We start from the raw sequence: 19,814 nt of genomic DNA, 5'->3' as shown, positions 1-19,814 counted from the left end.
CCCGAAATAAAAATGTTCGGGTTTTTCTAGTGTATCCATGAAATAAAAACGGATACATGTTATAATAGAAATAGCTCTTTAATGGAGGTGTTTGAGTGGAAAATCTGAAGAAAATGGCAGGTATCAAGGCTGCTGAGTTTGTCAAGGATGGCATGGTTGTCGGACTGGGAACAGGTTCTACTGCCTATTATTTTGTCGAAGAAATCGGTCGTCGTATTAAGGAAGAAGGCTTGCAGATTACAGCTGTAACGACTTCTAGTGTGACTAGTAAACAGGCTGAAGGGCTTAATATCCCGCTCAAGTCTATTGACCAAGTAGACTTTGTCGATGTGACAGTCGACGGGGCAGATGAAGTGGATAGTCAGTTTAATGGAATCAAAGGTGGTGGTGGTGCCCTTCTGATGGAGAAGGTTGTGGCAACGCCCTCAAAAGAATACATTTGGGTGGTGGATGAAAGCAAGCTGGTCGACAAACTAGGTGCTTTTAAATTGCCTGTAGAAGTGGTTCAGTACGGCGCAGAACAGGTCTTTCGTCGGTTTGAGCGCGCTGGCTATAAACCAAGCTTCCGTGAAAAAGATGGCCAACGTTTTGTGACCGATATGCAGAATTTTATCATTGACCTTGCCTTGGATGTCATTGAAGATCCAATTACTTTCGGACAAGAATTGGACCATATCGTTGGCGTCGTGGAGCATGGCTTATTCAACCAAATGGTGGATAAGGTCATCGTAGCTGGACGAGATGGAGTTCAGATTTTAACTTCAAGCAAAGCAAAATAATAAGGAGATACACTATGTCAAAATTTAATCGTATTCACTTGGTGGTACTGGATTCTGTAGGAATCGGTGCTGCACCAGATGCTAATAACTTTGTCAATGCAGGGGTTCCAGATGGAGCTTCTGACACATTAGGACACATTTCAAAAGCAGTTGGTTTGAATGTCCCAAACATGGCTAAAATTGGTCTTGGAAATATTCCTCGAGAAACTCCTCTTAAGACTGTTCCAGCTGAAAGCAATCCAACTGGATATGCAACAAAATTAGAAGAAGTATCTCTTGGTAAGGATACTATGACTGGACACTGGGAAATCATGGGACTCAACATTACTGAGCCTTTTGATACTTTCTGGAATGGATTCCCAGAAGAAATTCTTACAAAAATCGAAGAATTTTCAGGACGTAAGGTCATTCGTGAAGCTAACAAACCTTACTCAGGAACGGCTGTTATCAATGACTTTGGACCACGTCAGATGGAAACTGGGGAGTTGATTATCTATACTTCAGCCGACCCTGTTTTGCAAATTGCTGCCCACGAAGATATTATTCCTTTGGACGAATTGTACCGTATCTGTGAATACGCTCGTTCAATTACACTTGAACGTCCTGCCCTTCTAGGTCGTATCATTGCTCGCCCTTATGTAGGTGAACCAGGTAACTTCACTCGTACGGCAAACCGTCGTGACTTGGCTGTATCTCCATTTGCCCCAACTGTTTTGGATAAATTGAATGAGGCTGGTATTGATACTTATGCTGTTGGTAAAATCAATGATATCTTTAACGGTGCGGGTATCAACCATGATATGGGACACAATAAGTCAAATAGCCACGGAATTGATACACTCTTGAAGACCATGGGCCTTGCTGAGTTTGAAAAAGGATTCTCATTCACAAACTTGGTTGACTTTGATGCCCTTTACGGCCACCGTCGCAATGCTCATGGTTACCGTGATTGCTTGCATGAGTTTGATGAACGCTTACCTGAAATTATCGCAGCCATGAGAGAGAATGATCTTCTCTTGATTACAGCGGACCATGGAAATGACCCAACCTATGCAGGAACAGACCACACTCGCGAATATATTCCACTTTTGGCTTACAGTCCTTCCTTTAAAGGAAATGGTGTCATTCCAGTTGGACGTTTTGCAGATATCTCAGCGACAGTTGCGGATAACTTTGGTGTTGAAACTGCCATGATTGGGGAAAGTTTCTTAGATAAATTGGTATAAGATGACGCACTATGCTTTACTTGTTCGGGGCATTAATGTTGGTGGGAAAAATAAGGTTGTCATGGCGCAACTTCGTCAAGAACTGACAGACTTGGGACTGGAAAAGGTTGAAACCTACATCAACAGTGGCAACATTTTCTTTACTTCGACAGCTCCCAAAGCCCAATTGGTTGAAAAGTTAGAGGTATTCTTTGAAGTCCATTATCCATTTATTCAGAGCTTTTCTTTGCTGAGTCAGGAAGATTATGAAGAAGAGCTGAATAATCTGCCAGATTGGTGGACCAAAGACCTGGCTCGAAAAGATGTGCTCTTCTACACGGAGAGCTTGGATGTGGATCAAGTGATCGAGAAAGTGGACAGTTTGGAACTGGTAGATGAAGTCGTTCATTTCGGAAAACTTGGTATTTTCTGGGGGAAATTTTCTGAAGAATCCTACTATGCAACTGCCTATCACAAATACTTACTCAAGATGCCTTTCTACCGCCAAATCACCATTCGTAATGCTAAAACTTTTGACAAAATCGGTCAAATGCTAAAAAAATAATAAAGGAGACACAATGACGTTTTTAAATAAGATCAAGGAAACAGCTGCCTTCCTGAAAGACAAGGGAATCCAAGCACCTGAGTTTGGTTTAATCCTTGGATCAGGTCTGGGAGAACTTGCAGAAGAAATCGAAAATCCAGTTATAGTAGACTATGCTGAGATTCCAAACTGGGGCCGCTCTACAGTAGTTGGTCACGCAGGGAAATTGGTATATGGTGACCTTGCAGGTCGAAAAGTTTTGGCTCTTCAAGGTCGCTTCCATTTCTACGAGGGAAATCCTCTGGAAGTGGTGACTTTCCCAGTGCGTGTCATGAAAGTTCTTGGATGTGAAGGTGTCATTGTAACCAATGCAGCTGGAGGTATTGGATTTGGTCCTGGTACCTTGATGGCTATCTCAGACCATATCAATATGACGGGGCAAAACCCATTGATGGGTGAAAACTTGGATGATTTTGGTCCTCGTTTCCCAGATATGTCTAAGGCCTACACACCAGAATACCGTGCTACTGCCCATGAAGTGGCTAAAAAACTTGGTATCAAGCTTGATGAAGGTGTCTATATCGGTGTTACTGGTCCAACTTATGAAACACCAGCAGAAATCCGTGCTTATAAGACACTGGGAGCAGATGCAGTTGGTATGTCCACTGTTCCTGAAGTTATTGTGGCAGCCCACTCAGGCTTGAAAGTTCTAGGAATTTCATGTATTACTAACCATGCTGCAGGATTCCAAGAAGAACTCAACCACGAAGAAGTTGTGGAAGTGACTGAACGTGTTAAAGGCGACTTCAAAGGCTTGCTGAAAGCTATTCTTGCTGAATTATAAGAGGGTATGATGTCAAATTTATTTAATAATCCATTTTTTCGAATTATCCGTGGGGTTTTGATAATTGTTCTCCTAACCTTAGTCTGGCTATTTATCTTTGCTGCCTTTAATAATTCTGGTAGTGAAACCAATTACGAGCCATTTGAAGGAGCGTCCATTGTTTTTTCAGTTTTGAGTTATCTGGTCATAGTCTTTATATTTCAATACCATAAGGTTATTAACTTAAAGGAACTCATTCGATCTTCCTATAGTGCAATCGAAATTAAAGAACAGTATGTTGAAAAATTAATTATCCAGCTTCGTGAATTTACTGATAAGATTGTGGACCATGAATTAAAAATGTCCATTCGAAAAAGCACTTCAGAATTACTAGAAGAAAAGCGATCTGTCAACAATTCTACAAACGATGAAAATGAGGCAAATCATTCGGAGTCAAAGCGTAAATTTTATGGAGAGTCTGGAACTTCTTCCAGACATGAACACTCTTCTATTGTAGAAGATACGAAGAATAAAATTTTAGAACAGATTGAAAGAGATACCAGTGTTACTGCTGATCAAAGTATCAAGGATTTGATAGCGGAAATAAAAGAATCAGAAGTACTGGTTGCAAATCAAAAATTACACTACAATGAGATGGTGTCGGAATACAATAAGGCGATTTATAGTTTGCCTTTAGCTTTTTTAAGAACGACTCTAGGTCTATTTGAAAAAGAGTATTTATAATTTATACCTAGTATCAAAAGTCGAGATTCTATCTAAAATTTATAAAAATTATAGAAAGGTAGAGCTTGTGTTCTGATTTGAACACGAGCGGAAAACTTTTCTAAAAAGCTCAGAAGAGAAGGGAGTTCGGATTTGAATAAAAGCCGTTCTAAGCTTCTCAATATCATCAAAATTAAGAAAGAAAGGAATTGAACCCACCCTAAAAGCAGTGGGAAAAAGATAGTTGTTCTAGAGAGCATCGCTCACTGCATCCAACTCCTATTTTCCCTTTGCTTTTTGACGGGTTTGGTATCTTATATTATGTCTATCCATATTGCTGCTCAACAGGGTGAAATTGCTGATAAAATTCTTCTTCCTGGGGATCCTCTTCGTGCGAAGTTTATTGCGGAAAATTTCCTTGAAGATGCTGTTTGTTTTAACGAAGTGCGTAACATGTTTGGTTACACTGGTACTTACAAGGGCCACCGTGTATCAGTCATGGGAACTGGGATGGGGATGCCATCGATTTCGATTTATGCGCGTGAGTTGATTGTGGACTACGGTGTGAAGAAATTGATTCGTGTGGGAACTGCAGGTTCTTTGAATGAAGATGTTCACGTTCGTGAATTGGTTCTGGCGCAAGCAGCTGCAACCAACTCTAACATCATCCGCAATGACTGGCCACAGTACGATTTCCCACAAATCGCTAGCTTTGATTTGCTGGACAAGGCCTACCATATCGCCAAAGAACTTGGTATGACCACCCACGTTGGGAACGTTTTGTCTTCTGATGTCTTTTATTCAAACTACTTTGAAAAGAACATCGAACTTGGTAAATGGGGAGTCAAGGCTGTGGAAATGGAAGCAGCAGCTCTTTACTATCTTGCTGCTCAACACCATGTTGATGCTTTAGCTATTATGACTATCTCAGATAGCTTGGTCAATCCAGATGAAGACACGACTGCAGAAGAACGCCAAAACACCTTCACTGATATGATGAAGGTCGGATTGGAAACCTTGATTGCAGAGTAAAATGTAAAAGAAAATCCTGATTTCAAGTAAAATCAGGATTTTTTCATGGATGCAATTTTTTCTGGGTCTGGTGTGACACGGAGGGTCTTTTGTCCTGTGTAGGTGACAAAACCGGGTTTTCCACCAGTTGGTTTGTTGAGTTTCTTGACTTCAATCATATCTACCTGCACCAGATTTGACAAGCGACCTTGAGAGAAGTAGGCGGCCAGCTCTGCTGCGTCTGTCTTGACTTCATCAGATGGGTCAAGATTTCCTGAGATGACAACATGGCTTCCAGGAATATCCTTGGCATGGAACCAAAGTTCCTCCTTGCGTGCCATTTTAAAGGTTAGTTCCTCATTTTGCAGATTGTTTCTACCGACGTAGATGATGGTTTTGCCATCACTCGCCAGATACTGTTCTGGTTTTTTGCGTTTCTGGATTTTCTCCCGTTGTCTTCTGCGGATAAAGCCAGTTTGGATTAATTCTTCACGGATTTCAGCGATTTCTTCCAGCCCAGCTTGGTTGAGGACGGTCTCCACACTTTCCAGATAGAGAATGGTTGTCTTGGTTTCTTCAATCAAATCAGTCAAGTATTTGACAGCTTCTTTTAGTTTTTGGTAACGTTTAAAATAGCGTTGAGCATTCTGGTTGGGAGTCAGAGCCTTATCAAGCGCAATCGTGATAGGTTGGTTGGTGTAGTAGTTGTCTAGGATAACTTGTTCTTGGTCGTTAGGCACTTGGTGGAGGAAGGTTGTTAGCAATTCTCCTTTTTGTCGAAATTCTTCAGCATTGTCTGTCGCCAGTAACTCTTTTTCTTGTTTTTTAAGCTTATGACGATTTTTCTGAAGTTCATTTTCAACACGACGAATGAGTTCACTGGCTTGCTGTTTGACGCGGTCGCGTTCAGCCTTATCCTTATAGTAGGTGTCCAACAAATCAGAAAGACTGGCAAAAGGCTCTCCCACCTGATTTGCAAAAGGAACTGGGCTGAAGGAAGTCTCAGTCAAGCATGGTTTGGTTTCTTGATTGAAAAAGTTACGGAAAGTAGATAGTTTATCACTAACCAGAATGCTTTCCAATTCATTTGCCGTATCACGTCCCAGACCTTGAAAGAGGTTTTGAAGGTTCTTAGCTCTCGTTTCCTGAGTTTGTAGGATTTCAAAGAGCTTTTCATCCTTGATCGTGAAAGGATTGAGAGATTCCGTACTTGGCGGAGCGATGTAGGTCGATCCAGGAAGCAAGGTACGGTAGCTATTTTGTGAAAAGCCAACGTGTTTGATAACTTCGAGGATTTTATGACTGCTTTTATCAACCAGTAGAATATTACTGTGTTTACCCATGATTTCGATAATCAAGGTAGCCTGAATATGGTCTCCAATCTCGTTTTTATTAGAAACCGTAATTTCAACAATACGGTCATTTTCCACCTGCTCAATCGATTCAATCAGGGCACCCTGCAAATATTTTCTTAAAACCATGATAAAGGTAGAAGGTTGAGCTGGATTTTCAAAAGTCGTTTGGGTCAGCTGAATGCGTCCAAAAACTGGGTGAGCAGAAAGGAGCAGGCGATGGCTTTGGCGATTGCTGCGGATTTGCAAGACCAACTCTTGTTCAAAAGGCTGATTGATTTTCTGGATGCGACCATTCACTAACTCTCTTCGCAATTCCTCAACCATGTGGTGTAAAAAAAATCCGTCAAATGACATCGTTCTCTCCTTGTGATTGTATTCCATAGTATTATATCAAAAAGGTAGAATAAAATCATGGAAATGTGGTATAATAAAGCCAAGTAAAGAGAAACGAGAAGTACATGTATATTGAAATGGTAGATGAAACTGGTCAAGTTTCAAAAGAAATGTTGCGACAAACCCAAGAAATTTTGGAATTTGCAGCCCAAAAATTAGGAAAAGAAGACAAGGAAATGGCAGTCACCTTTGTGACCAACGAGCGTAGTCATGAACTCAATCTAGAGTACCGTGACACCGACCGTCCGACAGATGTCATCAGCCTCGAGTATAAACCAGAGTTAGAAATTGCCTTTGACGAAGAAGATTTACTTGAAAATCCAGAATTGGCAGAGATGATGTCTGAGTTTGATGCCTATATTGGGGAACTTTTCATCTCTATCGATAAGGCACATGAGCAGGCCGAGGAATATGGCCACAGCTTTGAGCGTGAGATGGGCTTCTTGGCAGTACACGGCTTTTTACATATCAACGGCTATGATCACTACACTCCGGAAGAAGAAGCGGAGATGTTCGGTTTACAAGAAGAAATTTTGACAGCCTATGGACTCACAAGACAATAAACGAAAATGGAAAAATCGTGACCTGATATCTAGTTTAGAATTTGCCATCACAGGAATTTTTACTGCTATCAAGGAAGAACGCAATATGCGAAAACATGCAGTGACGGCTCTTGTAGTCATCCTTGCAGGTTTTGTTTTTCAGGTGTCACGAATCGAATGGCTCTTTCTCCTATTGAGCATTTTCTTAGTAGTAGCCTTTGAAATTATCAATTCTGCTATTGAAAATGTGGTGGATTTGGCCAGTCACTATCACTTTTCCATGCTGGCTAAAAATGCCAAGGATATGGCGGCTGGCGCGGTATTAGTGGTCTCTCTTTTTGCAGCCTTAACAGGCGCATTGATTTTTCTCCCACGAATCTGGGATTTATTATTTTAAACAGTAAGAGGAAATTATGACTTTTAAATCAGGCTTTGTAGCCATTTTAGGACGTCCCAATGTTGGGAAGTCAACCTTTTTAAACCACGTCATGGGGCAAAAGATTGCCATCATGAGTGACAAGGCGCAGACAACGCGCAACAAAATCATGGGAATTTACACGACTGATAAGGAGCAAATTGTCTTTATCGACACACCAGGGATTCACAAACCTAAAACAGCTCTCGGAGATTTCATGGTCGAATCTGCCTATAGTACCCTTCGCGAAGTGGATACCGTTCTTTTTATGGTGCCTGCTGATGAAGCGCGTGGTAAGGGGGACGATATGATTATCGAGCGTCTCAAGGCTGCTAATGTACCAGTGATTTTGGTGGTGAACAAGATCGATAAGGTTCACCCAGATCAGCTTTTGTCTCAGATTGATGATTTCCGTAATCAGATGGACTTCAAGGAAATTGTTCCTATCTCAGCCCTTCAGGGAAATAATATCTCACGTTTAGTGGATATTTTGAGTGAAAATCTGGACGAAGGTTTCCAATATTTCCCGTCTGATCAAATCACAGACCATCCAGAACGATTCTTGGTTTCAGAAATGGTTCGCGAGAAAGTCTTGCACCTAACTCGTGAAGAGATTCCGCATTCTGTTGCAGTAGTAGTTGATTCTATGAAACGAGACGAAGAGACAGACAAGGTTCATATCCGTGCAACCATCATGGTCGAGCGCGATAGCCAAAAAGGGATTATCATCGGTAAAGGTGGCGCTATGCTTAAGAAAATCGGTAGTATGGCCCGTCGTGATATCGAACTCATGCTAGGAGACAAGGTTTTCCTAGAAACCTGGGTCAAGGTCAAGAAAAACTGGCGCGATAAAAAGTTAGATTTGGCTGACTTTGGCTATAATGAAAAAGAATACTAAGTAGAGGTGGGCTCATGCCTGCTTCTTGTTTTTACAGAAGGAGGACTTATGCCTGAATTACCTGAGGTTGAAACCGTTCGACGTGGTTTGGAAAAATTGATTTTGGGAAAGAAGATTTCGAGTGTAGAAATTCGCTATCCCAAGATGATTAAGACAGATTTGGACGAGTTTCAAAAGGAAGTGCCTGGTCAAGTTGTTGAGTCAATGGGACGTCGTGGCAAATATTTACTTTTCTACCTGACAGACAAGGTCTTGATTTCTCATCTGCGGATGGAGGGCAAGTATTTTTATTATCCGTACCAGGTTCCCGAACGCAAGCATGCCCATGTTTTCTTCCAGTTTGAAGATGGTGGCACGCTTGTTTATGAGGATGTACGCAAGTTTGGAACCATGGAACTCTTGGCTCCTGACCTTTTGGAAGCCTACTTTATTTCTAAAAAACTAGGGCCTGAACCAAGCGAACAAGACTTTGATTTGCAGGTCTTTCAAGTAGCTTTAGATAAGTCTAAAAAGCCTATCAAATCCCATCTTTTAGACCAGACCTTGGTAGCTGGTCTTGGCAATATCTATGTGGATGAGGTTCTCTGGCGAGCTCAGGTTCATCCAGCTAGATCTTCCCAGAATTTAACAGCAGACGAAGCGACAGCCATTCATGACCAGACCATTGCTGTTTTGGGCCAGGCTGTTGACAAAGGTGGTTCCACCATTCGGACCTATACCAATGCCTTTGGGGAAGATGGAACCATGCAGGATTTTCATCAGGTCTATGACAAGGCTGGTCAAGAATGTGTACGCTGTGGTACCATCATTGAGAAAATCCAACTAGGCGGACGAGGAACTCACTTTTGTCCTCAGTGCCAAAGGAGGGGCTGATGGGAAAAATCATTGGAATCACTGGGGGAATTGCTTCGGGTAAATCAACTGTGACAAATTTTCTAAGAAAGAAAGGCTTTCAAGTAGTGGATGCCGACTCTCTTGTTCACCAACTACAGAAACCTGGTGGTCGTCTGTTTGAGGCTCTAGTTCAGCACTTTGGGCAAGAAATCATCCTTGAAAATGGAGAACTCAATCGGCCTCTCCTAGCTAGTCTTATCTTTTCAAATCCTGAAGAACAGGAATGGTCTAAGCGAATCCAAGGAAAGATTATCCGTGAGGAGCTAGCTAGGTTGAGAGACCAGTTGGCTCAGACAGAAGAGATTTTCTTCATGGATATTCCCTTACTTTTTGAGCAGGACTACGTCTCTTGGTTTGATGAGACTTGGTTGGTCTATGTGGACCGAGATGTCCAAGTAGAACGCTTAATGAAAAGGGACCAGTTGTCCAAAGATGAAGCTGAGTTTCGTCTGGCAGCCCAGTGGCCTTTAGAGAAAAAGAAATATTTGGCCAGCCATGTTTTAAACAATAATGGAAATCAGGACCAGCTTCTTACTCAGGTCTTCTCCCTGCTTGAGGGAGGTAGTGAAGATGACAGAGATTAACTGGAAGGATAATCTGCGCATTGCCTGGTTTGGTAATTTTCTGACAGGAGCCAGTATTTCCTTAGTTGTGCCTTTTATGCCCATCTTTGTGGAAAATTTAGGTGTAGGGAGTGATCAAGCTGCTTTTTATGCAGGCTTAGCTATTTCTGTCTCTGCTATTTCCGCAGCGCTCTTTTCTCCTATCTGGGGTATCTTTGCTGATAAATACGGTCGAAAACCCATGATGATTCGGGCTGGGATGGCCATGACCATTACTATGGGAGGCTTGGCTTTTGTCCCGAATATTTATTGGTTAATCTTTCTTCGTTTATTAAACGGTGTATTTGCAGGATTTGTTCCCAATGCAACGGCCCTGATAGCCAGTCAGGTTCCCAAGAAGAAATCGGGTTCTGCTCTTGGGACTTTGTCCACAGGAGTAGTTGCAGGTACTCTAACTGGTCCCTTTATTGGTGGCTTTATCGCAGAATTATTTGGCATTCGTACGGTTTTCTTACTGGTTGGTAGTTTTCTATTCTTAGCTGCTGTTTTGACTATTTGCTTTATCAAGGAAGATTTTCAACCAGTAGCCAAGGAAAAGGCCATCCCAACAAAGGAATTATTTACATCAGTTAAATATCCCTATCTCTTGATCAACCTCTTTCTGACCAGTTTTGTCATCCAATTTTCAGCCCAATCAATCGGCCCTATCTTAGCTCTGTATGTACGCGACTTAGGCCAGACAGAGAATCTTCTTTTTGTATCTGGTTTGATTGTATCCAGTATGGGCTTTTCCAGTATGATGAGTGCAGGAGTCATGGGAAAGCTAGGTGACAAGGTGGGCAATCATCGTCTCTTGATTGTAGCCCAGTTTTATTCAGTTATCATCTATCTCCTCTGTGCCAATGCCTCTAGCCCCCTTCAACTAGGACTTTATCGTTTCCTTTTTGGATTGGGAACTGGTGCCTTGATTCCCGGAGTTAATGCCCTTCTCAGCAAGATGACGCCCAAAGCTGGTATTTCGAGGGTCTTTGCCTTCAATCAGGTATTCTTTTATCTGGGAGGTGTCGTTGGTCCTATGGCAGGTTCTGCAGTAGCAGGAAAATTTGGCTACCATGCAGTCTTTTATGCGACAAGCCTTTGTGTTGCCTTTAGTTGTCTCTTTAACCTTCTTCAATTTCGAACATTATTAAAAGTAAAGGAAATCTAGTGCGAGTAAAAATTAATCTCAAATGCTCCTCTTGTGGCAGTATCAATTACCTAACCAGTAAAAATTCCAAAACCCATCCCGACAAGATTGAGGTTTTAAAGTATTGTCCCAAGGAAAGAAAAGTAACCCTACATCTTGAATCTAAGTAGATTTTATGGTAAAATAATAAGGATTTTAAGGAGTTTGATATGTATAACCTATTATTAACCATTTTATTAGTATTATCTGTTGTGATTGTGATTGCGATTTTCATGCAACCAACCAAAAACCAATCCAGCAATGTATTTGATGCCAGCTCAGGTGATTTGTTTGAACGCAGTAAAGCACGCGGTTTTGAAGCTGTAATGCAGCGTTTGACAGGGATTTTAGTCTTTTTCTGGCTAGCCATTGCCTTAGCATTGACGGTATTATCAAGTAGATAAGAAAATAATGGGCAGGACTAGGTCTTTGCCTCTTTTTATTTTTAAAAGATATTTGAGAAGGTTTTACAGTAAAAGAAAATAAAAAATCTAGAAAGAAAATATGAAAGATAGAATAAAAGAATATTTACAAGATAAGGGAAAGGTGACTGTCAATGACTTGGCTCAGGCTTTGGGAAAAGAAGGTTCCGAGGATTTTCGTGAGTTGATTAAAACCTTGTCCTTGATGGAAAGAAAGCACCAGATACGCTTTGAAGAAGATGGAAGTCTGACTTTGGAAGTCAAGAAAAAACATGAGATTACTCTCAAGGGGATTTTTCATGCCCATAAAAATGGCTTTGGCTTTGTCAGTCTAGAAGGCGAGGAGGACGACCTTTTTGTAGGGAAAAACGATGTCAACTATGCTATTGATGGTGATACCGTTGAGGTCGTTATCAAGAAAGTCGCTGACCGCAATAAGGGAACAGCAGCCGAAGCCAAAATTATCGATATCTTAGAACACAGTATGACAACAGTTGTTGGCCAAATCGTTCTAGATCAGGAAAAACCTAAGTATGCGGGTTACATCCGTTCGAAAAATCAGAAAATCAGTCAACCCATCTATGTTAAGAAACCAGCTCTAAAACTAGAAGGAACCGAAGTTCTCAAGGTCTTTATCGATAAATACCCAAGCAGGAAACATGATTTCTTTGTCGCGAGTGTTCTAGATGTGGTTGGGCATTCAACGGATGTCGGAATTGATGTTCTTGAGGTTTTGGAATCTATGGACATTGTATCCGAGTTTCCAGAAGCTGTTGTCAAGGAAGCAGAAAGTGTGCCTGATGCTCCGTCTCAAAAGGATATGGAAGGTCGTCTGGATCTAAGAGATGAGATTACCTTTACCATTGATGGTGCTGACGCCAAGGACTTGGACGATGCGGTGCATATCAAGGCCTTGAAAAATGGAAATCTGGAGCTTGGTGTTCACATCGCAGATGTTTCCTACTATGTAACCGAGGGTTCTGCCCTTGACAAGGAAGCCCTTAACCGCGCGACTTCAGTCTATGTAACAGACCGTGTGGTACCAATGCTTCCAGAACGACTGTCAAATGGCATCTGTTCCCTCAATCCTCAAGTTGACCGTCTGACCCAATCTGCCATTATGGAGATTGATAAACATGGTCGTGTGGTTAATTACACTATTACCCAAACGGTTATCAAGACAAGTTTCCGTATGACCTATAGTGATGTCAATGATATCCTAGCTGGAGACAGGGAAAAGAGACAAGAATATCAGAAAATTGTTCCAAGTATTGAACTCATGGCCAAGCTCCATGAAATTTTAGAAAACATGCGTGTGAAACGTGGTGCCCTTAATTTTGATACCAATGAAGCCAAGATTTTAGTGGATAAACAGGGTAAGCCTGTTGATATCGTTCTTCGTCAGCGTGGCATTGCCGAGCGTATGATTGAGTCCTTCATGCTGATGGCCAATGAAACAGTTGCCGAGCATTTCAGCAAGCTGGATCTACCTTTCATCTATCGAATTCACGAGGAGCCTAAGGCTGAAAAAGTTCAGAAGTTTATTGATTATGCTTCGAGTTTTGGCGTGCGCATTTATGGGACTGCCAGTGAGATTAGCCAGGAGGCCCTCCAAGGCATCATGTGTACTGTTGAGGGAGAACCTTATGCGGATGTATTGTCCATGATGCTTCTTCGCTCTATGCAGCAGGCTCGCTATTCAGAGCACAATCACGGCCACTATGGCCTTGCTGCTGACTATTACACTCACTTTACCAGTCCGATTCGTCGTTATCCAGACCTTCTTGTTCATCGTATGATTCGGGATTACGGCCGTTCTAAGGAAATAGCAGAGCATTTTGAACAAGTGATTCCAGAGATTGCGACCCAGTCTTCCAACCGTGAGCGTCGTGCCATCGAGGCTGAGCGTGAAGTAGAAGCCATGAAAAAGGCTGAGTACATGGAAGAATACGTAGGCGAAGAATACGATGCAGTTGTATCAAGTATTGTCAAATTCGGTCTCTTTGTCGAATTGCCAAACACAGTTGAAGGCTTGATTCATATCACAAATCTACCTGAATTTTATCATTTCAATGAGCGGGATTTGACCCTTCGTGGGGAGAAATCAGGAACAACCTTCCGTGTAGGTCAGCAAATCCGTATCCGAGTTGAAAGAGCCGACAAGATGACGGGTGAAATTGACTTCTCTTACATCCCAAGTGAGTTTGATGTGATTGAAAAAGGCTTGAAACAGTCTAGTCGCAGTGACAAAGGGCGTGGTTCAAGTCGTCGTTCAGATAAGAAGGAAGATAAGAGAAAATCAGGACGCTCAAATGATAAGCGCAATCATTCACAAAAAGACAAGAAGAAAAAAGGAAAGAAACCCTTTTACAAGGAAGTAGCTAAGAAAGGAGCCAAGCATGGCAAAGGGCGAGGGAAAGGTCGTCGCACAAAATAAAAAGGCGCGTCACGACTATACAATCGTAGATACGCTAGAGGCAGGGATGGTCCTGACTGGAACTGAAATCAAGAGTGTGCGAGCAGCTCGAATCAATCTCAAGGATGGCTTTGCCCAAGTAAAAAATGGGGAGGTCTGGTTGAGCAATGTTCATATCGCTCCTTACGAAGAGGGCAATATCTGGAACCAAGAACCAGAACGTCGTCGAAAACTCTTACTACATAAAAAGCAAATCCAAAAGTTGGAACAAGAGACTAAAGGAACAGGAATGACCCTGGTTCCCCTTAAAGTCTATATCAAAGATGGCTATGCCAAGCTTCTTTTAGGACTTGCCAAAGGGAAGCATGACTATGACAAACGGGAGTCTATCAAACGTCGTGAGCAGAATCGCGATATTGCGCGCGTGATGAAAGCTGTTAATCAGCGATAAAAAGAGGAATGAAGATGGAAAAACTAGTTGCCTATAAACGTATGCCTTTGTGGACGAAAGAAACCATGCCAGAGGCTGTTCAGCAGAAACACAATACCAAGGTTGGGACTTGGGGGAAAATTACTGTCTTGAAGGGAGCTCTCAAGTTTATTGAATTGACAGAGGATGGGGATGTTCTAGCTGAACACCTATTTGAAGCAGGAGCTGACAATCCCATGGCACAACCACAAGCCTGGCACCGAGTGGAGGCTGTAACAGACGATGTAGAATGGTATTTGGAGTTTTATTGTAAACCTGAGGATTATTTTCCTAAGAAATACAATACCAATCCTGTTCATTCAGAGGTCCTAGAGGCAATGCAGACAGTAAAACCAGGGAAAGCCTTGGATTTGGGCTGTGGTCAGGGTCGTAATTCTCTCTTTTTAGCCCAACAAGGTTTTGATGTGACAGCTGTAGATCAAAATGAATTGGCCCTTGAAATCTTGCAAAGCATTTTGGAACAGGAAGATTTGGATATGCCTGTTGGTCTTTATGATATCAATTCAGCCAGTATTGGGCAAGCGTATGATTTCATCGTATCGACAGTTGTTTTGATGTTTTTGCAAGCAGACCGCATTCCTGCAATTATCAAAAATATGCAGGAGCATACCACGGTCGGTGGTTATAATCTTATCGTTTGTGCCATGGACACGGAGGATTATCCTTGCTCGGTTAACTTCCCATTCACTTTTAAAGAAGGGGAATTGGCAGACTATTACAAGGACTGGGAATTGGTTAAGTACAATGAAAATCCAGGCCATTTGCACCGTCGCGATGAGAATGGCAATCGTATTCAACTACGCTTTGCGACCATGCTAGCTAAAAAAATTAAATAAACATTGAAGGTTAGGAAATTTCCTGATCTTTTTCTTTTTTTACGAATAGATAAGATAGAAGAATTGACAAAAATACGCATTATAAGTATAATTTTGAATAGAAAGGTGACGATAAATGCCAATCACAGGTAAGGAAATGGTAAAATTAGCTCTTGCAAATGGATGGATTGAAGTTCGTAAGAGAGGAAGTCATCATCATTTTAAGAAAGAAGGGGTTCCCTATCTTGTCACTATTCCAGTTCACGGTAATGAGGATCTAGGAAAAGGTTTAGAGAGAAAAATATTAAAAGATTTGGGATTATAGTTGATTTGGAAATTGTGGAGGTGTATTATGCTAAAATCTTATCCTGCTATTTTTCATAGAGAAGGCACTGGATACTGGGTTGAATTTCCTGAATTTGGAGGCGGGACTGAAGGAGCAACGATTGAACTTGCAATGAAAAATGCTCGGGAAATGCTTGAGAGTGTTTTAGCTTCTTATATTGATGAAGGACTGGCTTTGCCTACTCCTAGTGACATTGCTGAGTTGAAAGCTCCTGATGGATTTGTGACTTTGATTCAGGTCAATCCCTTGCCTTTCGTAAAGAATAATAAAGCGATTCGAAAAAATGTTACGGTTCCAGAGTGGCTAGTCAGACTTGCAGATCGTGAGAAAGTGAACTATTCTGAAGTGTTGACACAAGCTCTTGAAAGCCGCTTGCAACTCTAAAATTATAGAGTGATGTAGATTAGGAAATTTCCTGATCTTTTTCTTTTTTTACGAATAATATAGAAAAGGAGGGAATCATGTTTGTTGCGAGAGATGCTAGGGGAGAATTGGTAAATGTGTTAGAGGATAAACTTGAGAAGCAAGCATACACCTGCCCAGCTTGTGGAGGTCAGCTCCGTTTGCGTCAAGGACCAATTGTCCGGCCCCATTTTGCCCATAAATCCCTAAAATACTGTGATTATTCCTCTGAAAATGAAAGTCTAGAACACTTGGAAAATAAGGAATTCCTCTATCGCTGGTTGAAAACAGAGGCTGAGGTGCAATTAGAATACCCTCTTCCAGAGCTTAAACAGATTGCGGATGTATTTGTAAATGGTCATCTTGCTCTAGAAGTTCAGTGTAGTCCCTTGCCACAGAAACTTCTTAAAGAGCGTAGCGAGGGCTATCGTAGTCAGGGTTACCAAGTACTGTGGTTACTGGGAGAAAAACTTTGGATCAAGGAGCGTTTGACTCGTCTGCAACAAGGTTTTCTCTATTTTAGTCAAAACATGGGATTTTATGTTTGGGAATTGGACAAGGAAAAACAGCTTTTAAGACTCAAATACCTGATTCACCAAGATCTCCGCGGTAAACTCCATTATCAGATTAAGGAATTTCCTTATGGTCAAGGTAGTCTACTGGCAATATTACGTCTTCCCTATAAGAAACAAAAAATATCTCATTTTACAGTTTCTCAGGACAAGGATATCTGTCGCTATATTCAGCAACAACTCTATTATCAAAATCCTTTTTGGATGAAAGAACAAGCAGAAGCCTATAAAAAGGGAGAAAATCTTCTAACTTATGGGCTAAAAGAATGGTATCCACAAATTCGACCATTAGTAGGTGATTTTTGCCAAATTGAGCAAGATTTGACTCGCTATTATCAGTATTTTCAAACCTATTATCAAGAAAATCCTCAAAATGATTGGCAAAAGCTCTATCCACCAGCCTTTTATCAGCAATATTTCTTAAAAAATATGGTAGAATAGAAAGGATGGAGGAATCTAATGGTATTACAAAGAAATGAAATAAATGAAAAAGATACATGGGATCTATCAACGATTTACCCAACTGACCAGGCTTGGGAAGAAGCCTTAAAAGAATTAACAGAAAAATTGGAGACAGTAGCCCAGTATGAAGGTCATCTCTTGGATAGTGAGGATAGCCTACTCGAAATTACTGAATTTTCTCTTGAAATGGAACGCCAAATGGAGAAGCTTTACGTTTATGCTCATATGAAAAATGACCAGGACACACGTGAAGCCAAGTACCAAGAGTACTATGCCAAAGCAATGACTCTCTACAGTCAGCTAGATCAAGCTTTTTCATTCTATGAGCCTGAATTTATGGAAATCAGTGAAAAGCAATATGCTGACTTTTTAGAGGCTCAACCAAAATTGCAGGTTTATCAACACTATTTTGATAAGCTTTTACAAGGCAAGGATCACGTTCTTTCACAACGTGAAGAAGAATTATTGGCTGGAGCTGGAGAAATCTTTGGTTCAGCAAGTGAAACCTTCGCTATCTTGGACAATGCGGATATTGTGTTCCCTTATGTCCTCGACGATGATGGTAAGGAAGTGCAGCTCTCTCATGGGACTTACACACGTCTGATGGAGTCTAAAAATCGTGAGGTGCGTCGTGGTGCTTATCAAGCTCTTTATGCAACTTATGAGCAATTCCAACATACTTATGCTAAAACCTTACAAACAAATGTTAAAGTTCAAAACTATCGTGCAAAAGTTCGCAACTACAAGAGTGCTCGTCATGCAGCCCTTGCAGCAAATTTTGTTCCAGAAAGTGTTTATGACAATTTGGTAGCAGCAGTTCGCAAGCATTTGCCCCTCTTGCATCGTTACCTTGAGCTTCGTTCAAAGATTTTGGGGATTTCAGACCTCAAGATGTACGATGTCTACACACCGCTTTCATCTGTTGAGTATAGTTTTACCTACCAAGAAGCCTTGAAAAAAGCAGAAGATGCCTTGGCGGTCTTGGGTGAGGATTACTTGAGCCGTGTTAAACGTGCCTTCAGCGATCGTTGGATTGATGTTTACGAAAACCAAGGCAAGCGTTCAGGTGCCTACTCAGGTGGTTCTTATGATACCAATGCCTTTATGCTTCTTAACTGGCAGGACAATCTAGACAATCTCTTTACTCTTGTTCATGAAACAGGTCATAGTATGCACTCAAGCTATACTCGTGAAACTCAACCTTATGTTTACGGAGATTATTCTATCTTCTTGGCAGAGATTGCATCAACGACCAATGAAAATATCTTGACGGAGAAATTATTGGAAGAAGTGGAAGACGACGCAACGCGCTTTGCTATTCTCAATAACTTCCTAGATGGTTTCCGTGGAACAGTTTTCCGCCAAACTCAATTTGCTGAGTTTGAACACGCCATTCACCAAGCGGATCAAAATGGTGAAGTCTTGACAAGTGATTTCTTAAATAAACTCTACGCAGACTTGAACCAAGAGTATTATGGTTTGAGTAAGGAAGACAATCCTGAAATCCAGTACGAGTGGGCACGCATTCCACACTTCTACTATAACTACTATGTATACCAATATTCAACTGGCTTTGCAGCAGCCTCAGCCTTGGCTGAAAAGATTGTGCATGGTAGTCAAGAAGACCGTGACCGCTATATCGACTACCTCAAGGCAGGTAAGTCTGACTATCCACTTAATGTCATGAGAAAAGCTGGTGTTGATATGGAGAAGGAAGATTACCTAAACGATGCCTTTGCTGTCTTTGAACGTCGCTTAAATGAGTTTGAAGCCCTTGTTGAAAAATTGGGATTGGCATAAGATGGTTGAATCGTATAGTAAAAATGCCAACCATAACATGCGTCGTCCTGTCGTCAAAGAAGAAATTGTAGACTTGATGCGTCAGCGTCAAAAGCAAGTCACAGGATCTTTGAAAGAATTGGAAGACTTTGCTCGCAAGGAAAATATTCCCATTATTCCTCATGAAACGGTTGCTTATTTCCGTTTTCTCATGGAAACCATGCGGCCTAAAAATATTCTGGAAATTGGGACGGCTATCGGTTTTTCAGCCCTCTTGATGGCTGAACATGCGCCAAATGCTAAGATTACAACCATTGACCGCAATCCAGAAATGATTGGATTTGCCAAGGAAAATTTCGCCCAGTTTGACAGTCGCAAGCAAATTACGCTCCTAGAAGGAGATGCGGTAGATGTCTTATCTACCTTGACAGAGTCCTATGATTTCGTCTTTATGGATTCAGCCAAGTCTAAATACATCGTCTTTCTGCCAGAAATCCTCAAACATTTGGAAGTCGGTGGTGTGGTTGTCTTGGATGATATTTTTCAAGGTGGTGATGTTGCCAAGGACATTATGGAGGTTCGTCGTGGTCAGCGAACTATTTATCGAGGCCTTCAAAGATTATTTGATGCAACCTTAGATAATCCAGAATTCACTGCAACATTAGTACCTTTAGGGGACGGAATTCTCATGCTTCGTAAAAATGTAGCAGATGTTCAATTGCTTGACAGCGAATAATTTT

General features: G+C 41.5%; 22 protein-coding genes and 1 pseudogene. 22 read left to right on the top strand and 1 reads right to left on the bottom strand.

Annotated features, from left to right (window positions below):
- The first annotated feature begins 95 nt into the window (after positions 1–95).
- The 6 genes and pseudogenes from rpiA to deoD all read left to right on the top strand — a co-directional run bounded on the left by rpiA (position 96) and on the right by deoD (position 5,106).
- Positions 96–779, top strand: a complete 684-nt coding sequence (rpiA, locus tag ADH52_RS06065; RefSeq protein ID WP_049488706.1) for a ribose-5-phosphate isomerase RpiA — start codon at positions 96–98, stop codon at positions 777–779.
- A 14-nt stretch (positions 780–793) separates the two neighbouring features.
- A complete protein-coding gene (locus tag ADH52_RS06060; RefSeq protein WP_049510571.1) occupies positions 794–2,005 on the top strand; it encodes a phosphopentomutase in 1,212 nt (403 codons plus the stop codon).
- Between the two features lies 1 nt (position 2,006).
- Positions 2,007–2,562: pseudogene (locus tag ADH52_RS06055) on the top strand (DUF1697 domain-containing protein); the annotation flags it as partial.
- Positions 2,563–3,372, top strand: a complete 810-nt coding sequence (locus ADH52_RS06050) for a purine-nucleoside phosphorylase (protein ID WP_049510569.1) — start codon at positions 2,563–2,565, stop codon at positions 3,370–3,372.
- A 9-nt stretch (positions 3,373–3,381) separates the two neighbouring features.
- Complete coding sequence (locus ADH52_RS06045) at positions 3,382–4,095, top strand: LemA family protein (RefSeq protein ID WP_049510568.1); 714 nt, start codon at positions 3,382–3,384, stop codon at positions 4,093–4,095.
- A 300-nt stretch (positions 4,096–4,395) separates the two neighbouring features.
- On the top strand, positions 4,396–5,106 hold the full coding sequence (deoD, locus tag ADH52_RS06040; protein ID WP_000022091.1) for a purine-nucleoside phosphorylase: 711 nt from the start codon (positions 4,396–4,398) through the stop codon (positions 5,104–5,106).
- Between the two features lie 32 nt (positions 5,107–5,138).
- Here deoD and pavA read toward each other — a convergent pair whose 3' ends face one another.
- On the bottom strand, positions 5,139–6,794 hold the full coding sequence (pavA, locus tag ADH52_RS06035) for an Rqc2 family fibronectin-binding protein PavA (protein WP_049510567.1): 1,656 nt from the start codon (positions 6,792–6,794) through the stop codon (positions 5,139–5,141).
- A gap of 104 nt (positions 6,795–6,898) precedes the next feature.
- On the opposite strand from pavA, the gene ybeY reads away from it, so the two are divergent.
- From ybeY to ADH52_RS05955, 16 genes are all read left to right on the top strand, one after another.
- Complete coding sequence (ybeY, locus tag ADH52_RS06030; RefSeq protein WP_049510566.1) at positions 6,899–7,396, top strand: rRNA maturation RNase YbeY; 498 nt, start codon at positions 6,899–6,901, stop codon at positions 7,394–7,396.
- Positions 7,377–7,772, top strand: a complete 396-nt coding sequence (locus ADH52_RS06025; protein WP_000378157.1) for a diacylglycerol kinase family protein — start codon at positions 7,377–7,379, stop codon at positions 7,770–7,772. Before ybeY ends, ADH52_RS06025 begins: the two co-directional genes overlap by 20 nt.
- A 16-nt stretch (positions 7,773–7,788) precedes the next feature.
- Complete coding sequence (gene era / locus ADH52_RS06020; RefSeq protein ID WP_049510565.1) at positions 7,789–8,688, top strand: GTPase Era; 900 nt, start codon at positions 7,789–7,791, stop codon at positions 8,686–8,688.
- Between the two features lie 48 nt (positions 8,689–8,736).
- Positions 8,737–9,561: a DNA-formamidopyrimidine glycosylase gene (mutM, locus tag ADH52_RS06015; protein WP_049510564.1), complete on the top strand. Its 825-nt coding sequence runs from the start codon at positions 8,737–8,739 to the stop codon at positions 9,559–9,561.
- Positions 9,561–10,166: a dephospho-CoA kinase gene (coaE, locus tag ADH52_RS06010; protein ID WP_049510563.1), complete on the top strand. Its 606-nt coding sequence runs from the start codon at positions 9,561–9,563 to the stop codon at positions 10,164–10,166. The genes mutM and coaE overlap by 1 nt, the downstream gene beginning before the upstream one ends.
- Positions 10,153–11,352, top strand: coding sequence for a multidrug efflux MFS transporter (locus ADH52_RS06005; RefSeq protein WP_049510562.1), 1,200 nt, complete (start codon positions 10,153–10,155; stop codon positions 11,350–11,352). Before coaE ends, ADH52_RS06005 begins: the two co-directional genes overlap by 14 nt.
- Positions 11,352–11,501, top strand: coding sequence for a 50S ribosomal protein L33 (rpmG, locus tag ADH52_RS06000; protein ID WP_001809104.1), 150 nt, complete (start codon positions 11,352–11,354; stop codon positions 11,499–11,501). Before ADH52_RS06005 ends, rpmG begins: the two co-directional genes overlap by 1 nt.
- 39 nt (positions 11,502–11,540) lie before the next feature.
- A complete protein-coding gene (gene secG, locus ADH52_RS05995) occupies positions 11,541–11,774 on the top strand; it encodes a preprotein translocase subunit SecG (RefSeq protein ID WP_000282517.1) in 234 nt (77 codons plus the stop codon).
- 100 nt (positions 11,775–11,874) lie between these two features.
- The gene (gene rnr, locus ADH52_RS05990) at positions 11,875–14,229 is read left to right on the top strand and encodes a ribonuclease R (RefSeq protein WP_049510561.1); all 2,355 of its coding nucleotides are present in this window, start codon (positions 11,875–11,877) and stop codon (positions 14,227–14,229) included.
- Positions 14,192–14,659: an SsrA-binding protein SmpB gene (smpB, locus tag ADH52_RS05985; RefSeq protein ID WP_001051750.1), complete on the top strand. Its 468-nt coding sequence runs from the start codon at positions 14,192–14,194 to the stop codon at positions 14,657–14,659. The genes rnr and smpB overlap by 38 nt, the downstream gene beginning before the upstream one ends.
- A gap of 14 nt (positions 14,660–14,673) precedes the next feature.
- Positions 14,674–15,534, top strand: a complete 861-nt coding sequence (gene tehB, locus ADH52_RS05980) for an SAM-dependent methyltransferase TehB (RefSeq protein ID WP_049510560.1) — start codon at positions 14,674–14,676, stop codon at positions 15,532–15,534.
- 115 nt (positions 15,535–15,649) lie between these two features.
- Positions 15,650–15,838 carry a type II toxin-antitoxin system HicA family toxin gene (locus tag ADH52_RS05975; protein ID WP_049491803.1) on the top strand — a complete coding sequence of 63 codons (189 nt, stop codon included), beginning with the start codon at positions 15,650–15,652 and terminating at the stop codon, positions 15,836–15,838.
- Between the two features lie 27 nt (positions 15,839–15,865).
- Positions 15,866–16,243: a type II toxin-antitoxin system HicB family antitoxin gene (locus ADH52_RS05970; RefSeq protein ID WP_033688727.1), complete on the top strand. Its 378-nt coding sequence runs from the start codon at positions 15,866–15,868 to the stop codon at positions 16,241–16,243.
- A gap of 77 nt (positions 16,244–16,320) precedes the next feature.
- The gene (locus ADH52_RS05965; protein WP_049510559.1) at positions 16,321–17,274 is read left to right on the top strand and encodes a competence protein CoiA; all 954 of its coding nucleotides are present in this window, start codon (positions 16,321–16,323) and stop codon (positions 17,272–17,274) included.
- Between the two features lie 18 nt (positions 17,275–17,292).
- The gene (pepF, locus tag ADH52_RS05960; protein ID WP_049488737.1) at positions 17,293–19,095 is read left to right on the top strand and encodes an oligoendopeptidase F; all 1,803 of its coding nucleotides are present in this window, start codon (positions 17,293–17,295) and stop codon (positions 19,093–19,095) included.
- Position 19,096: 1 nt separating this feature from the next.
- Complete coding sequence (locus ADH52_RS05955; protein ID WP_080977875.1) at positions 19,097–19,810, top strand: O-methyltransferase; 714 nt, start codon at positions 19,097–19,099, stop codon at positions 19,808–19,810.
- Positions 19,811–19,814: the final 4 nt, after the last annotated feature.

Origin of the sequence: Streptococcus pseudopneumoniae (assembly GCF_001072665.1) — a bacterium.
Taxonomy (GTDB): domain Bacteria; phylum Bacillota; class Bacilli; order Lactobacillales; family Streptococcaceae; genus Streptococcus; species Streptococcus pseudopneumoniae_S.
Note: the sequence above shows the minus strand (reverse complement) of the source record. Positions and strands in the feature narration are given on the sequence as shown.

Excerpts from the sequence above, each read along its gene's own strand:
- mutM (WP_049510564.1), top strand. The coding sequence starts at position 8,737 with ATGCCTGAATTACCTGAGGTTGAAACCGTTCGACGTGGTTTGGAAAAA.
- ADH52_RS05970 (WP_033688727.1), top strand. The coding sequence starts at position 15,866 with ATGCTAAAATCTTATCCTGCTATTTTTCATAGAGAAGGCACTGGATAC.
- era (WP_049510565.1), top strand. The coding sequence starts at position 7,789 with ATGACTTTTAAATCAGGCTTTGTAGCCATTTTAGGACGTCCCAATGTT.
- ADH52_RS06005 (WP_049510562.1), top strand. The coding sequence starts at position 10,153 with ATGACAGAGATTAACTGGAAGGATAATCTGCGCATTGCCTGGTTTGGT.
- coaE (WP_049510563.1), top strand. The coding sequence starts at position 9,561 with ATGGGAAAAATCATTGGAATCACTGGGGGAATTGCTTCGGGTAAATCA.
- ADH52_RS05965 (WP_049510559.1), top strand. The coding sequence starts at position 16,321 with ATGTTTGTTGCGAGAGATGCTAGGGGAGAATTGGTAAATGTGTTAGAG.
- tehB (WP_049510560.1), top strand. The coding sequence starts at position 14,674 with ATGGAAAAACTAGTTGCCTATAAACGTATGCCTTTGTGGACGAAAGAA.
- pepF (WP_049488737.1), top strand. The coding sequence starts at position 17,293 with ATGGTATTACAAAGAAATGAAATAAATGAAAAAGATACATGGGATCTA.
- ADH52_RS05975 (WP_049491803.1), top strand. The coding sequence starts at position 15,650 with ATGCCAATCACAGGTAAGGAAATGGTAAAATTAGCTCTTGCAAATGGA.
- deoD (WP_000022091.1), top strand. The coding sequence starts at position 4,396 with ATGTCTATCCATATTGCTGCTCAACAGGGTGAAATTGCTGATAAAATT.
- ADH52_RS06060 (WP_049510571.1), top strand. The coding sequence starts at position 794 with ATGTCAAAATTTAATCGTATTCACTTGGTGGTACTGGATTCTGTAGGA.
- ADH52_RS06045 (WP_049510568.1), top strand. The coding sequence starts at position 3,382 with ATGTCAAATTTATTTAATAATCCATTTTTTCGAATTATCCGTGGGGTT.
- smpB (WP_001051750.1), top strand. The coding sequence starts at position 14,192 with ATGGCAAAGGGCGAGGGAAAGGTCGTCGCACAAAATAAAAAGGCGCGT.
- ADH52_RS06025 (WP_000378157.1), top strand. The coding sequence starts at position 7,377 with ATGGACTCACAAGACAATAAACGAAAATGGAAAAATCGTGACCTGATA.
- ADH52_RS06050 (WP_049510569.1), top strand. The coding sequence starts at position 2,563 with ATGACGTTTTTAAATAAGATCAAGGAAACAGCTGCCTTCCTGAAAGAC.
- secG (WP_000282517.1), top strand. The coding sequence starts at position 11,541 with ATGTATAACCTATTATTAACCATTTTATTAGTATTATCTGTTGTGATT.
- rnr (WP_049510561.1), top strand. The coding sequence starts at position 11,875 with ATGAAAGATAGAATAAAAGAATATTTACAAGATAAGGGAAAGGTGACT.
- pavA (WP_049510567.1), bottom strand. The coding sequence starts at position 6,794 with ATGTCATTTGACGGATTTTTTTTACACCACATGGTTGAGGAATTGCGA.
- ADH52_RS05955 (WP_080977875.1), top strand. The coding sequence starts at position 19,097 with ATGGTTGAATCGTATAGTAAAAATGCCAACCATAACATGCGTCGTCCT.
- ybeY (WP_049510566.1), top strand. The coding sequence starts at position 6,899 with ATGTATATTGAAATGGTAGATGAAACTGGTCAAGTTTCAAAAGAAATG.